The sequence below is a fragment of the Thiopseudomonas denitrificans genome, from assembly GCF_002866065.1.
Taxonomy (GTDB): domain Bacteria; phylum Pseudomonadota; class Gammaproteobacteria; order Pseudomonadales; family Pseudomonadaceae; genus Thiopseudomonas; species Thiopseudomonas denitrificans.
The window spans coordinates 268,660-281,173 of record NZ_LNJZ01000003.1 but is presented as its reverse complement, the minus strand read 5'-3'; the positions used below and the strand labels follow the sequence as shown (position 1 = coordinate 281,173).

Annotated in this window: 14 protein-coding genes and 1 other RNA gene; 9 read left to right on the top strand and 6 right to left on the bottom strand. The window is 61.9% G+C overall.

The window, feature by feature from the left end; all coding sequences use genetic code 11:
- The first annotated feature begins 4 nt into the window (after window positions 1-4).
- The 5 genes from AR306_RS02640 (at window position 5) to AR306_RS02620 (ending at window position 4,613) form a co-directional block, all read left to right on the top strand.
- Complete coding sequence (locus AR306_RS02640; RefSeq protein WP_101495994.1) at window positions 5-1,354, top strand: M16 family metallopeptidase; 1,350 nt, start codon at window positions 5-7, stop codon at window positions 1,352-1,354.
- Window positions 1,351-2,787: a M16 family metallopeptidase gene (locus AR306_RS02635; protein ID WP_101495993.1), complete on the top strand. Its 1,437-nt coding sequence runs from the start codon at window positions 1,351-1,353 to the stop codon at window positions 2,785-2,787. The genes AR306_RS02640 and AR306_RS02635 overlap by 4 nt, the downstream gene beginning before the upstream one ends.
- On the top strand, window positions 2,787-3,374 hold the full coding sequence (gene rsmD, locus AR306_RS02630) for a 16S rRNA (guanine(966)-N(2))-methyltransferase RsmD (protein WP_101495992.1): 588 nt from the start codon (window positions 2,787-2,789) through the stop codon (window positions 3,372-3,374). Before AR306_RS02635 ends, rsmD begins: the two co-directional genes overlap by 1 nt.
- A gap of 9 nt (window positions 3,375-3,383) precedes the next feature.
- Complete coding sequence (locus AR306_RS02625; RefSeq protein WP_101495991.1) at window positions 3,384-4,280, top strand: lysophospholipid acyltransferase; 897 nt, start codon at window positions 3,384-3,386, stop codon at window positions 4,278-4,280.
- 63 nt (window positions 4,281-4,343) lie between these two features.
- On the top strand, window positions 4,344-4,613 hold the full coding sequence (locus tag AR306_RS02620; protein WP_101495990.1) for a PilZ domain-containing protein: 270 nt from the start codon (window positions 4,344-4,346) through the stop codon (window positions 4,611-4,613).
- Window positions 4,614-4,624: 11 nt separating this feature from the next.
- Here AR306_RS02620 and AR306_RS02615 read toward each other — a convergent pair whose 3' ends face one another.
- From AR306_RS02615 to AR306_RS02600, 4 genes are all read right to left on the bottom strand, one after another.
- Entirely contained in the window at window positions 4,625-5,227 is a 603-nt protein-coding gene (locus AR306_RS02615) for a 5-formyltetrahydrofolate cyclo-ligase (protein ID WP_101495989.1), read from the bottom strand.
- Between the two features lie 14 nt (window positions 5,228-5,241).
- A non-coding RNA gene (gene ssrS, locus AR306_RS02610) (6S RNA) lies at window positions 5,242-5,419 on the bottom strand.
- A 52-nt stretch (window positions 5,420-5,471) separates the two neighbouring features.
- Window positions 5,472-5,771, bottom strand: coding sequence for a cell division protein ZapA (locus AR306_RS02605; protein ID WP_101495988.1), 300 nt, complete (start codon window positions 5,769-5,771; stop codon window positions 5,472-5,474).
- Window positions 5,768-5,977: a TIGR02449 family protein gene (locus AR306_RS02600; RefSeq protein WP_101495987.1), complete on the bottom strand. Its 210-nt coding sequence runs from the start codon at window positions 5,975-5,977 to the stop codon at window positions 5,768-5,770. The genes AR306_RS02605 and AR306_RS02600 overlap by 4 nt, the downstream gene beginning before the upstream one ends.
- A 230-nt stretch (window positions 5,978-6,207) precedes the next feature.
- Between AR306_RS02600 and AR306_RS02595 the strand changes: the two genes are divergently transcribed.
- The 4 genes from AR306_RS02595 to AR306_RS02580 all read left to right on the top strand — a co-directional run bounded on the left by AR306_RS02595 (window position 6,208) and on the right by AR306_RS02580 (window position 10,783).
- Window positions 6,208-6,789 (top strand): UPF0149 family protein, encoded by a 582-nt coding sequence (locus AR306_RS02595; RefSeq protein WP_101495986.1) that lies wholly within the window; start codon window positions 6,208-6,210, stop codon window positions 6,787-6,789.
- Between the two features lie 16 nt (window positions 6,790-6,805).
- Window positions 6,806-8,125: a Xaa-Pro aminopeptidase gene (gene pepP / locus AR306_RS02590; protein WP_276307453.1), complete on the top strand. Its 1,320-nt coding sequence runs from the start codon at window positions 6,806-6,808 to the stop codon at window positions 8,123-8,125.
- Window positions 8,126-8,363: 238 nt separating this feature from the next.
- Window positions 8,364-9,566: a 2-octaprenyl-6-methoxyphenyl hydroxylase gene (ubiH, locus tag AR306_RS02585; protein ID WP_101495985.1), complete on the top strand. Its 1,203-nt coding sequence runs from the start codon at window positions 8,364-8,366 to the stop codon at window positions 9,564-9,566.
- Window positions 9,563-10,783: a 2-octaprenyl-3-methyl-6-methoxy-1,4-benzoquinol hydroxylase gene (locus tag AR306_RS02580; protein WP_101495984.1), complete on the top strand. Its 1,221-nt coding sequence runs from the start codon at window positions 9,563-9,565 to the stop codon at window positions 10,781-10,783. Before ubiH ends, AR306_RS02580 begins: the two co-directional genes overlap by 4 nt.
- Before the next feature lie 244 nt (window positions 10,784-11,027).
- On the opposite strand, the gene AR306_RS02575 is transcribed toward AR306_RS02580, so the two are convergent.
- Together AR306_RS02575 and nfsB are read right to left on the bottom strand one after the other, a co-directional pair.
- On the bottom strand, window positions 11,028-11,627 hold the full coding sequence (locus tag AR306_RS02575; RefSeq protein ID WP_101495983.1) for an IMPACT family protein: 600 nt from the start codon (window positions 11,625-11,627) through the stop codon (window positions 11,028-11,030).
- A 116-nt stretch (window positions 11,628-11,743) separates the two neighbouring features.
- Window positions 11,744-12,406 (bottom strand): oxygen-insensitive NAD(P)H nitroreductase, encoded by a 663-nt coding sequence (gene nfsB, locus AR306_RS02570; protein ID WP_101495982.1) that lies wholly within the window; start codon window positions 12,404-12,406, stop codon window positions 11,744-11,746.
- Window positions 12,407-12,514 lie beyond the last annotated feature (108 nt).

The window sequence follows — 12,514 nt, the reverse complement described above, 5'->3', positions numbered from 1 at the left end:
TCCCATGTCATCATTGTTACGCCTAGGTATCACCCTGTTTGCCACCACGCTGGCAATCCTTCCCGTGCAGGCCTCCACCCCGCCAGCTACCCATGAATTCAGCCTCGACAACGGCCTCAAGGTAATTGTCCGCGAAGACCATCGCGCACCTGTCGTCGTCAGCCAATTATGGTACAAGGCCGGCTCCAGCTACGAAACGCCCGGCAGCACCGGTCTGGCCCATGCACTGGAGCACATGATGTTCAAGGGCAGCAGCAAGCTGGGCCCGGGCGAGTCCTCGCGCATTCTGCGCGAGCTGGGTGCGGAAGAGAATGCCTTCACCAGTGACGACTACACCGCCTACTACCAGGTGCTGGCCAAAGACCGGCTGGAAGTGGCGCTGGAAATGGAAGCCGACCGGCTGGCCGGCCTGACCCTGCCCGAAGACGAATTTCTGCGTGAAATCGAGGTGATCAAGGAAGAGCGACGCATGCGCACCGACGACAACCCTTCGGGACTGGCCTACGAACGTTTTCTGGCTCTGGCGCATCCGGCCAGCAGCTACAGCATTCCCACCGTCGGCTGGATGCACGACCTTGAACGCATGACCATCGATGACCTGCGCCAGTGGCATGAGCGCTGGTACAGCCCCGGCAACGCCACCCTGGTGATTGTCGGCGACGTGCAGCCGGCAGAGGTCAAAACCCTGGTTGAGCGCCATTTCGGCAGCATTCCCGCCCGCGCCGTGCCCGAGGCAAGGCAGCCGCTGGAACTGGACGAGCCCGGCGAGCGCCGCAGCAGCCAGTATCTGAAAACCCGTCTGCCGTCACTGCTGCTGGGTTTCAACGTGCCTTCCCTGAGCACCAGTGAAAACACTACGGAAATCCACGCCCTGCGCCTGATCAGCACCCTGCTCAGCGGCGGTGAAAGCGCCCGTCTGCCGGTACGCCTTGAGCGCCAGCAGGAACTGGTGGCCGGTGCCGCCAGCTGGTACAACGCCTTTGCCCGGGGCGACAGCCTGTTCATGCTGTCGGCCACACCCAATATCCAGAAAGGCATCACCACCGAACAGGTGGAGCAGGCCCTCTGGCAGCAGCTGAAAGCATTGCAGGACAGCCCGCCAGATGCGGCCGAGCTGGAGCGGGTACGTGCCCAGCTGATCGCCAGCGAAGTCTATGCCCGCGATTCCATCACCCGGCAGGCCCGCAGCATCGGCATGCTGGAAACCGTCGGCCTGTCCTGGCAGCTGCTGGACAGCGATTTCGACAGCCTGAATGCCGTCACCCCGGCCGATATCCAGGCGGCCGCACGCCGCTTCTTCACGCCGCAACGCTCCATCACCATGCATGTCCTGCCCGAGGAGGCCCGTCCATGAGCCGCCTGTTTTCCTGCCTGGCCATCAGCTTGCTCGCCGGCAGTCTGCTGGCCGGTTGTGCCACCCAGTCCAGTCAAACCGACAGCCGCCTGAGCAGCCTGGCACGGCTGGGTGACCAGGCACCCGAGCGCCGCAGTCTGGATATCCAGCAGTGGCACACCACCAGTGGCAGCCAGGTGCTCTTTGTTCAGGCACCCGAACTGCCAATGTTCGACATCCGTCTGACCTTCGCCGCCGGCAGCAGCCAGGATGGCGGCCAGCCCGGCCTGGCCAGCCTGACCAACGCCCTGCTCGATCAAGGTACTGCCAGCAAGACTGCCGACGAGATCGCCCTTGGTTTCGAGAACCTTGGTGCCCGCTTCGGTGGCGGCAGCTACCGTGACATGGGCATTGTCAGCCTGCGCAGTCTGAGCGATCCGGCATTGAGCGAGTCGGCCCTGCAGCTGTTCACCGAGCTGCTGGCCGAACCGGCCTTTCGTCAGGCCGATATCCAGCGACTGAAAAATCAGCTGCGTGCAGCCTTCGAGCAGCAGCAGAAAGACCCGGGCACACTGGCCAACCAGGCGCTGTTTGCCGATCTCTATGGCCAGCATCCCTACGCCCACCCCAGTGCCGGTGACGCAGCCAGCATTGCCGGCATCAGCCGCCAGCAATTGCGCGACTTCCATCAGCACTTCTACACAGCCGGCAACGTGCAGATCGCCCTGGTCGGCGACCTGGACCGCGCCCGTGCCGAACAGGTCGCAGAACGCATCAGCCGCGCGCTGCCGCAGGGCAAGACAGTAGCCAAGGTTGATACGGCAACCCCGCCCGGGGCCAGCCAGCGCCATATCGACTTCGACTCCAGCCAGACCCATATCCTGCTGGCACAGCTGGCAGTGGAGCGTGGCCACCCCGACTACCCTGCACTGTATCTGGCCAACCAGATTCTGGGCGGCAGCGGCTTTGGCAGCCGGCTGATGGAAGAGGTGCGGGAAAAGCGCGGCCTGACCTACGGCATCTACTCCATGCTCAGCCCGATGCAGACCCGTGGCCCTTTCATGATCAGCGTGCAGACCCGTGCCGAACTGAGCCAGGCGACACTGGAGTTCGTGCAGCAACTGTTGCGTGAATTCATCGCACAGGGACCCACCGCCGCAGAGCTGGCTGCCAGCAAGCGCGAGATTCTCGGCAGCTTTCCGCTCAACGCTGCCAGCAACTCTGGCATTGTCGGTCAGCTTGGCGCTATCAGCTTCTATGGTCTGCCGCTGACTTGGCAGGACGACTTCATCAGCGAAATCGAGCAGCTTACTCTGGAGCAGGTAAACGCCGCCGTTAAGCGTCATCTGGATGCCGACGCCCTGACCATCATCACGCTGGGCCCGGAAGTGGAGCAGCTGCCACTGCCGCCCGCCGTGGAGCGCACTGATACACCCATTGGAGTACGTCACTGATGGCCCGCCCAGTAGCCAGAGGCGGCAAGCACGCCGGCAGCAACCAGCTGCGCATCATCGGCGGCCAGTGGCGCTCGCGCCGGCTGAGCTTCCCCGATGCGCCCGGCCTGCGCCCGACCCCGGACCGGGTACGGGAAACCCTGTACAACTGGCTGGCACCCCATATCGATGGTGCCCGGTTGCTGGACTGTTTTGCCGGTAGTGGTGCGCTGTTTCTGGAAGGACTCTCGCGCGGAGCCGGCAGCGGCATCGCGCTGGAGCTGGAGCGTCACGCTGCAGACAGCCTGCGCGCCAACCTGCAACTGTTGCAGGCCACTCAGGCAGAGGTTACGCAGACCGACAGCCTGCGCTGGCTGGATCGGCCAGCCGATCGCCAGTTCGACCTGGTGCTACTTGATCCGCCCTTTCACCGTGACCTGCTGCAGCAGGCCTGCCAGTTGCTGGAAGACAACGGCTGGCTGGCCGAACAAGCCCTAGTCTATACCGAGAGCGAACAACCGCCCTCTTCGCTGGGTCTGCCGGCACGCTGGCAACTGCATCGTGAAAAACATACCGGGCAGGTATACTACGCACTCTGGACAACCTAGGACGCGACCATGGAAAAACTCAAAGGCCTGCTCGCAGTTGGTGCCTTGCGCCTGATTGCCATGCTGCCCTGGAGCGCAGTACAGAAACTTGGCCGGCTGGCCGGCTGGCTGATGTACAAATTCCCCAACCGTTCGACACAGGTGGCACGGATCAACCTGAAGCACTGTTTTCCCGACCTTGCCACCACAGAGCTTGAACGCCTGCTGCAGGAAAACCTGAAGAACATCGGCCAGTCCTTCACTGAAAGCGCCTGTGCCTGGGTCTGGCCACCACGCAAGACCCTGCAACGGATCAGGGAAGTGGAAGGACTGGAAATCCTGCAAAAGGCACGGACCGAAGGCAAGGCCATCGTCGGCATCACCAGCCACCTGGGCAACTGGGAAGTGCTGAACCATTTTTACTGCCTGCATGGCGGCAATCCGGTCATTTTCTATCGTCCGCCCAAACTCAAGGCAGTGGACGAGTTGCTCGCCCGCCAGCGTGCGCAGATGGGCAACCGGGTTGCACCCTCCACCCGCGAAGGCATCATCAGCGTCATCAAGGAAGTGCGCAAAGGTGGCGCAGTCGGCATTCCCGCCGATCCCGAGCCCAGCCTCAATTCCGGCGTGTTCGTACCTTTTCTGGCGGTACAGGCACTGACCAGCAAGTTTGTCGCCGGCATGCTGGCCGGCCAGCAGGACAAGGTGGCCGGAGTATTCCTGCACGCCGTGCGCCTGCCCGATCACCGCGGCTTCAAGGTGATTATCGAAGCCGCCCCGGACGACATGTACAGCAGCGACACCGCAACCGCGGTGGCCGCCATGAGCACCACGCTGGCCAGTTATGTCGCCCGCTGGCCGGAACAGTACATGTGGACCATGAAGCGCTTTCGCCGCCGCCCTGCAGGCGAGGCACGCTGGTATTGACGCCTGATGAATAAAGCCACAGTATCTACAGCAGCATTGCCCACAAGGAACAGGTAGCCCCTCATGCAAGTACATCTACGTCAACACATCCGCACTGCCCTGAAGTGCACCATCAAGGTCACACACCCCGATTTCGCCGAGGACATCATTGCCAATACGGAAGACCTGTCCGATACCGGCGTATTCGTCCAGCACCCTGTTCTGGCCGGCCTTAAAGTGGGGGATGTGGTCTACGGACAGGTTCAGGACATGCCGATCGAGGCACCGGTACTGATGCTGGAAGTAATGCGCGTGACTCCTGACGGTGCCGGCTTCCGCTTTATCCAGCAATGAGCCGGAAAACACTAGCGGCAATCATGCCAGCTGCAGTCCGTCACCACCGCATCCAGCGGCATGTCCCAGGGTGCCACGGGCAGCCGCTCGACCTGTTGGCAGGCATGGGCCAGCCCCAGCAGTCGCGGTAACGGCATGCTGCAAGCCGCCAGACTGCGGTCATAAAAACCGCCACCCATGCCCAGCCGGCCCCCACCGGCATCAAAACCGACCAGCGGCAGGCATACCAGATCCAGCGTCCACAACGCACGCTGCTGCCGGTGATCAGGGATCGGCTCGACAATTCCAAAACAGTTCTGGCCCCAGCGGGTGGCGACATCGACACGCTGAAAAACCATCTGCCCGCCTGCCCGGCACGCTACCACCGGCAGGTAAACATGTTTTTTGCGACGCTGAGCTTCGCGCAGCAGCAGGTGGGGGCTTATTTCACCATCACTGGCCAGATACAGGGCGATATGGCGGGCACGACGGAACCAGGGATGCTGTGCCAGTTGCAGATACAGATTCCGCGCGGCTTGCTGCTGTTGTGCAGCCGTCAGGGCGCGGCGCTTGCATCTGAGCAAACGACGCAAGCTTTGACGTTCAGCAGAAAGGGATGAAGAAAGCGCGGTCATGGCAGGACAAGAAAGGACTCCCCGAAAGTGCCGCTACTGACGTGGCCCTTGAACCCGAAGAGTCCAAGGTGGAGCCCGCGTTGAACCTTCAGGCTTTCCGCAAGCGGACATGCACACCAGTTCACAGGGCAGGCTCCGTTTTGAGTGAATCGGCTCAGGGACGTAATCAGCTGGCGCACACTCCAGGGAGCTGGCCTCAGTATACACAGGATGGCAGCCTGCCTCAAACCGGATAAAACAGGTTTCAGGTATTTGCCAGCGCCTGCTCCAGCTGCCCCATCAGCTGCTGCATTTGCTCGCCGTTCATGTCACTGACTTCTTCCAGCTGACGGGTGCGATGTTGCAGGTCGTGGGTGATGTTCAGGGCCGCCAGTACCGCAATCCGCTCGGCCCCGATCACCTTGCCGCTGCGGCGGATCTCGCGCATCTTGCCGTCCAGGTAGGCCGCCGCCCGCTCAAGATTGCTCCGTTCCTCGACCGGACATACCACATGGTATTCCTTGTCCAGGATATAGACGGTTACGGTCTGGGTCTGCTGCGTCATGATTCTTGCTCCAGGGCCTTGAGCCGGGAAATCATCACCTCGACTTTCTGCCGGGCGGTCTCGTTTTTGCTGATCAGCTGCGCACGTTCTTCCAGCCAGCGCTGCTCAGCCTCCCTTAGGGCAGCATGTTGTGCCTTAAGTTCAGCATGTTGCTGTATCAGCCGCTGGACATTGTCTGCCAGAGCGGCAAAATCCGGTTTTTTCACACTGCCTCCTGTTGACCTGCTTGCAGCCGGCCGGGTCAAGTCCTGCCTGTTTCCCGGTACGCAACACCAGTCTTCGGGTCACGCAAACAACCGGGAGCCCACAACAATACAGCAGCACATACCACGCAACAACGTTGCAGACAACAAATGCAGCCTGCGGTACCGGCCTGATCAAGCTATACTTGCCCGGTTCGACCCTTCACGCACTGCCAAGTTTCAGGACCCGCCCGATGAGCCAACCTACCTCCGCCTATATGGCCTTCATGCAACTGCTGACCAGCCAGGGCCAGCACTTCAGCCCGGCCGAACTGCACGGCCTGCTGGTCGGCCACAGCTGCGCCGGTGCCGGCTTTGCCCCCCAGGCCTGGCTCGATAATGCCGCCCAGCTGTTTGACGGTGACATTCCGGCCAGCCTGCAGCCTGCCCTGACCGGCCTGCAGGACATGCTCAAGACCGAAATCAGCGCCGATGACTGCATGGCCATCACCCTGCTCCTGCCCGGCGATGACGACAGCCTGCCGGCCCGCAGCCAGGCACTGGGACAGTGGTGCCAGGGCTTCCTCAGCGGATTTGGCAGCAGTATCGGCGACAGGAAGCTGTCTGCCGAAGCCCGCGAAATTCTCGAAGACTATGTCGCCGTGGCCCAGATCAGCTCCGGCGATGATGAAGAAGAAGGGGGCGAGGCTGCCGATGAGGCCAGCTTCATGGAAGTCAGCGAATACCTGCGCATGACAGCGGTATTCCTGTTTACCGAGTGCAACACGCCAGCCCCAACGCCGGACAGCCAGCCCGAACAGCCCGCCATCCACTGACAACAAGGAGTTCTCCGTGTCCATTCGCCCCGCCGAATACACCAGGCGCCGCCAGCAGCTGATGAGCCAGATGGCGGCCAACAGCATCGCCATCCTGCCTGCCTCGCCGGTATGCAACCGCAACAACAGCGTGGATTACGCCTACCGGCCCAACAGCGATTTCTACTACCTGTCCGGCTTTGACGAGCCGGAAGCCGTGCTGGTACTGATCCCCGGCCGCGAACACGGCGAGTACATCCTGTTCTGCCGCGAGCGTAATCCGGAAAAGGAACTCTGGGACGGCCTGCGCGCCGGCCAGGAAGGTGCCATCCAGGATTTCGGCGCCGATGACGCCTTTCCGATCGGCGATATCGACGAGATCCTGCCCGGCCTGCTGGAAGGCCGTGACCGCGTCTACTACTCGGTGGGCAAGAACCTGACCTTCGACCAACAGTTGATGGACTGGGTCAACGTGATCCGCAGCAAGGCCCGTCTGGGCGCCAGCCCGCCGAAAGAATTCGTCATGCTCGATCACCTGCTGCATGACATGCGCCTGTACAAGAGCGCCGCCGAAGTGGCCCAGATGCAGCATGCCAGCGACATCTCGGCCCGCGCCCATGTGCGTGCCATGCAGGCGGTACAACCGGGCATGCATGAATACCAGCTGGAAGCCGAGCTGGATTATGAATTCCGCAAGAGCGGCGCTCGCTTTGCCGCCTACTCGTCGATCGTCGCCGGTGGTGCCAACGCCTGCATCCTGCACTACATCAACAACGACCAGAAACTGCGCAATGGCGATCTGGTGCTGATCGACGCCGGCTGCGAGATCAACTGCTACGCCAGCGACATTACCCGCACCTTCCCGGTCAACGGCCGCTTCTCGCCAGAGCAGAAAGCCCTGTACGAAGTCGTGTTGGAAGCCAACTTGGCCGCCATCGACTGCGTACAGCCCGGCCGCCACTGGAACGAGCCTCACGAAACCAGCGTGCGGGTGATCACCGAAGGGCTGGTACGTCTGGGCCTGCTCGAAGGCGAGGTCGATACCCTGATCAATGATGAAGCCTACAAGCCCTTCTACATGCACCGCGCCGGCCACTGGCTGGGACTGGATGTGCACGATGTCGGTGAATACAAGGTCGGCGGTCAGTGGCGGGTGCTGGAACCCGGCATGTGCCTGACCATCGAGCCAGGCATCTATGTGGCAAAAGACAACCCGAACGTCGACGCCCGCTGGCGCGGCATCGGCATCCGTATTGAGGACGATGTGGTGGTCACCAAAGACGGCCACAAAATCCTCACCGGCGGCGTACCCAAGACGGTGGATGAAATCGAGGCGTTGATGGCAGCAGTGCAATAGCTTTTAGATGAAAGGTTCGGGAGGCACCATCGGGGTACACAGATCGTGCATTGATCAAGCACACCAAAGGTTGAGCATGCACTGAAATCCGGGGACGGCTGGGGCATGAGTGGAGCAAACCCTGCAACGCCAAGGATGGCGTTGCGGAGCCTACAGGGACGTACTTGCGGCGTGTTTGCGGAATTCATACCCCAGCCGTGCAAGCATCAACACTTTAAAAAGACAGCAGGAGAACCCCATGGAAACCGTCAACATAGCCATCATCGGCGGCGGTCTGGTCGGCGCCAGCCTTGCGCTGGCCCTGCAGCAGGGTGCCCGCGAGCGGGGCTGGCGCATCGCACTGATCGAGCCCTTCGCCCCCGGCAACGCATTCCAGCCCAGCTATGATGTCCGCGCCTCGGCCCTTGCATACGGTAGCCAACAGATCTACCAGCGTCTGGGCATCTGGGATCAGGTAGCACAACGGGCGCAGGCTATCGAACACATCCACATCTCCGAACTGGGCCGCTTTGCCGCCGCCGAGCTGCATGCCAGCGAACAAGGCGTCGACGCACTGGGCTGGGTGGTGGAAAACGCCTGGCTAGGCCACTGCCTGTGGAATGCGCTGGACAGCGACATCATCGACTGGCACTGCCCGGCCAAAGTGACCGCCATGCAGGCGCAGGAAGGCGGCTACCGGCTGCAACTGGATAACGGAAAAACGCTCAACTGCCAGCTGGCGATCCTTGCCGACGGCGGCCGCTCCGGCCTGCGTCAGCAGCTGGGCATCCACTGCAACGAACGCAGCTATGGCCAGACCGCCATCATCACCACCGTCAGCACCTCACAACAACACGGCGGCTGGGCCTTCGAGCGCTTCACGCCGGACGGCCCCATCGCATTGCTGCCGATGACGGAAAACCGTTTTGTGCTGATCTGGACCCGCCTGCCCGGTGAAGCCGAACGGCTGGCCGGCCTACCCGAGCGCGAGTTCCTGGACGAGTTGCAGGACTGCTTCGGCTACCGCATGGGCAGCTTTGTCCAGGTGGGCCAGCGCCACCTGTATCCGCTGTCACTGGTGCAGAGCAGCGAACAGGTACGCCGCAACCTGGTGGTGCTGGGCAACGCCGCCCACAGCCTGCACCCGATTGCCGGACAAGGCTACAACCTGTCACTTAGGGATGCCATGGCACTGGCCGACACCCTCCTGACCAGTCAAAAACCGCTGGGGGATCTGGCCACATTGCAGGTCTATACCGCCGGGCAGCAGCTGGATCAGGACCTGACCATCGGCTTTTCCGACCAGGTCACCCGCCTGTTTTCCAACCGTACCGCCGGCCTTAGCCAGGCACGTAGGCTCGGCTTGCTCGGCCTTGAACTGTGCCCGCCGGCGAAAAACCTGTTTGCCCGCCAGGCCATGGGGCTGGGCAGCCGTCCCGTCAAACCGGAGAGCATTGCATGAACGCAGATATCATCATCGTCGGTGCCGGCATGGTCGGCAGCGCGCTGGCCCTGGCCCTGCAAGACAGCGGGCTGGCGGTACTCCTGCTGGACGGCGGCCCGCTCAAGCCGGCCCCGTTCAACCCGCAGGATACCTTCGAACCACGGGTCAGCGCCCTGTCCGCCGCCAGCCAGAACCTGCTGACCAACCTCGGCGCCTGGGACGGTATTCTGGCCCGTCGTGCCAGCCCCTACCGTAACATGCAGGTGTGGGATGGTTCGGGTACCGGCAGCATCCACTTCAGCGCCAGCAGCGTGCAGGCCGAGGTGCTGGGCCACATTGTGGAAAACCGCATCGTGCAGGATGCCCTGCTGGAACAGCTGCAGGATGGCAAGGTGCGGCTGCTGCCCGGTGTTCGCCTGTCCATGCTGCGACACTCCGGCAACGACTGGCTGCTGCAACTGGAAGACGGTACAGAACTGCGCACCCCACTGCTGATCGGCGCCGATGGCGCCAACTCCAGCGTGCGCCGGCTGGCCGGCTGCGCCACCCGCGAATGGGATTACCTGCACCATGCGGTGGTCACCAGCATCCGCACCGAACAACCACACCAGCTGACCTGCTGGCAGCGCTTCACCGATGAAGGCCCGCTGGCTTTCCTGCCGCTGGCACACGCCGATGGCGAAAACTGGTGCTCGATTGTCTGGTCGCTGCCGCCAGAGCGGGCGCAGCAGGTGATGAAGCTGAATGATGATGAGTTTTGCCGACAGCTGACCGATGCGCTGGAAGGCCGTCTTGGCCAGGTTGTGCACGCCGACCGGCGTTTCAGCGTACCGCTGCGCCAGCGTCATGCCAAACGCTATGTGGAGCCGGGGCTGGCGCTGCTGGGTGATGCCGCCCATGTGATCCACCCGCTGGCTGGCCAGGGCGTCAACCTGGGCTTTCTGGATGTGGCCGAGCTGGCCGATGCACTGCTCAAGGCCGTCGCCCGTGGTGAAGACCTTGCCAGCCTGCAGGTACTCAGCCGCTTCGAACGCAAGCGCATGCCACAGAACCTGGCGATGATGGCCGCCATGCAGGGCTTTCAGGACCTGTTCCAGGCCGATGCCCTGCCGCTGCGCTGGCTGCGCAATGCCGGATTGAAGCAGGTGGACAGCATGCACGAAGCCAAGGCGATATTCGTGCGCCAGGCACTGGGACTGGGCATGCAGCTGCCGCCACTGGCGCAGCAGGGCTGATATTGTCATACCCACGCCTGTCACCCTGCGCGTAGCATGACTGCTCAGGATGAGACCTGCGATTGTACTTTGCACATCTGTAGGTGCGAATTCATTCGCACATGCATCTTGCACCGGGCGTGACAGGTTGCGCGGATGTTCGAATAAATTCGAACCTACAAAGCCGGGCTGTTGTGTGCGAATTCATTCGCACACGAACCTCAACCGACCAAGCAACGCTCGATTTGTTCGAATAAATTCGAACCTACAGTTCCAGCAACTGCACCTCGCCCCGGCTGAGGTTCTGCATGGCTTCCTGCAGGAGCTGCTGCCTGTCCAGCGGTGCTGCCAGCTGCAATTGCACGCCATCGGCAAGAAAGTTCTCGTTGAGCACGGTCCCGCCTTGCTCGGCCAGCAGGCCCTTGAACAGCTCCAGCAGCGGATAGGGACACAGGCACTGCAGCCTGACCTGTTCGATCAGCGGTTCGAAGGGCGCATCCTGCAGGCAGCTGTTGACACTGCCGCCATAGGCGCGGGCCAGCCCTCCGGTGCCCAGCTGGATGCCACCATACCAGCGGGTCACCACCACCAGACACTGGTCAAAGCCCTGGTTTTCGATAGCCGACAGGATCGGCCGGCCCGCCGTGCCGCCCGGCTCGCCATCATCGCTGAAACGGTATTGAGCCCCATGCAGCCAGGCCCAGCAGTTGTGACTGACCTGTGGCGTGGACAGCCTGGCAATCAGCTCCGGCGCTTCATCCGGTGACGGCAAATGCACGGCCTGTGCCAGAAAGCGGCTCTTGCGGATTTCCAGCTCAAAGCTTGCAGTTGCAGTCAGCCGTTTGCGGGGTGTGTCGCTACTCATCGTATTATTCAGCCGTCTGTTAAGGGCGCCCTGGCGGCAAACAGCCGGGGAAGGCACAAAGGTACCCGCCCCGGCTGTTGAGTGTCATGACTTACGGCCCTGATCAGGCCGGGCCATCAAACAAAGGTGAAAATGTCTTCAGCTGCCAGACGGCCCTTGGGCAGCCTGGCATTGAAGTCGTCCTCGCTGTGGTAACCAAAAGCCACTGCCGCAACGGCAACCAGGTCTTGCGCACTCAGATCAAACTCCTCGCTGAGCACTTTCTGGTCGACACCCTCCATGGGAACGGCATCAATATCCAGCAGGCCGGCAGCCAGCAGCGCACCACCCATGTTCAGGTAGATCTGCTTTTCCAGCCAGTGCGGGACATCCTTGCACTCATACTTGTGAAAACCGTGGTAGCTGACACGGGTGTTGTGTGCAGCCTCACGGGCCTGCGGATAATCCTTGAAACGGCCTGCCTGCTCTTCGGCAGCCAGAATCTTCTGCAGGTGCTCCTCGTCGACACTGGTGCGCGAACAGAACAGCACCACGTGCGAGGCATTGAGGATCTTCGGCTCGTTGTAGCCGTACGGGCCTGCCGCACCCCTGGCGATGCGGGCCTTGCCCTCGTCGGTGCTGGCCACGATGAAATGCCAGGGCTGGATATTGGTGCTCGAAGGCATCCAGCGCAACACATCTAGAATCTGCTGCACCACCTCGTCCGACAGCTTGCGGGTGGCATCGAATGCCTTGCTCGCATGACGACGCTGCAAGGCGTCCTGGATAGATAATTGCATGCTTGTTCTCCTTGTTATCAACGTTTATGCACCGGCGTGCTGTCTACGGCCGGCTGCATGACTGGCAAGCCTCATCTGACTGCATGGCTGACATGCGTGTCAAGTCAG

Coding starts and splice junctions, on each gene's coding strand:
- AR306_RS02635 (WP_101495993.1), top strand. CDS start 1,351: ATGAGCCGCCTGTTTTCCTGCCTGGCCATCAGCTTGCTCGCCGGCAGT.
- ubiH (WP_101495985.1), top strand. CDS start 8,364: ATGGAAACCGTCAACATAGCCATCATCGGCGGCGGTCTGGTCGGCGCC.
- AR306_RS02615 (WP_101495989.1), bottom strand. CDS start 5,227: ATGACCGCGCTTTCTTCATCCCTTTCTGCTGAACGTCAAAGCTTGCGT.
- AR306_RS02625 (WP_101495991.1), top strand. CDS start 3,384: ATGGAAAAACTCAAAGGCCTGCTCGCAGTTGGTGCCTTGCGCCTGATT.
- AR306_RS02595 (WP_101495986.1), top strand. CDS start 6,208: ATGAGCCAACCTACCTCCGCCTATATGGCCTTCATGCAACTGCTGACC.
- nfsB (WP_101495982.1), bottom strand. CDS start 12,406: ATGCAATTATCTATCCAGGACGCCTTGCAGCGTCGTCATGCGAGCAAG.
- rsmD (WP_101495992.1), top strand. CDS start 2,787: ATGGCCCGCCCAGTAGCCAGAGGCGGCAAGCACGCCGGCAGCAACCAG.
- AR306_RS02640 (WP_101495994.1), top strand. CDS start 5: ATGTCATCATTGTTACGCCTAGGTATCACCCTGTTTGCCACCACGCTG.
- AR306_RS02575 (WP_101495983.1), bottom strand. CDS start 11,627: ATGAGTAGCGACACACCCCGCAAACGGCTGACTGCAACTGCAAGCTTT.
- AR306_RS02620 (WP_101495990.1), top strand. CDS start 4,344: ATGCAAGTACATCTACGTCAACACATCCGCACTGCCCTGAAGTGCACC.
- AR306_RS02580 (WP_101495984.1), top strand. CDS start 9,563: ATGAACGCAGATATCATCATCGTCGGTGCCGGCATGGTCGGCAGCGCG.
- AR306_RS02605 (WP_101495988.1), bottom strand. CDS start 5,771: ATGACGCAGCAGACCCAGACCGTAACCGTCTATATCCTGGACAAGGAA.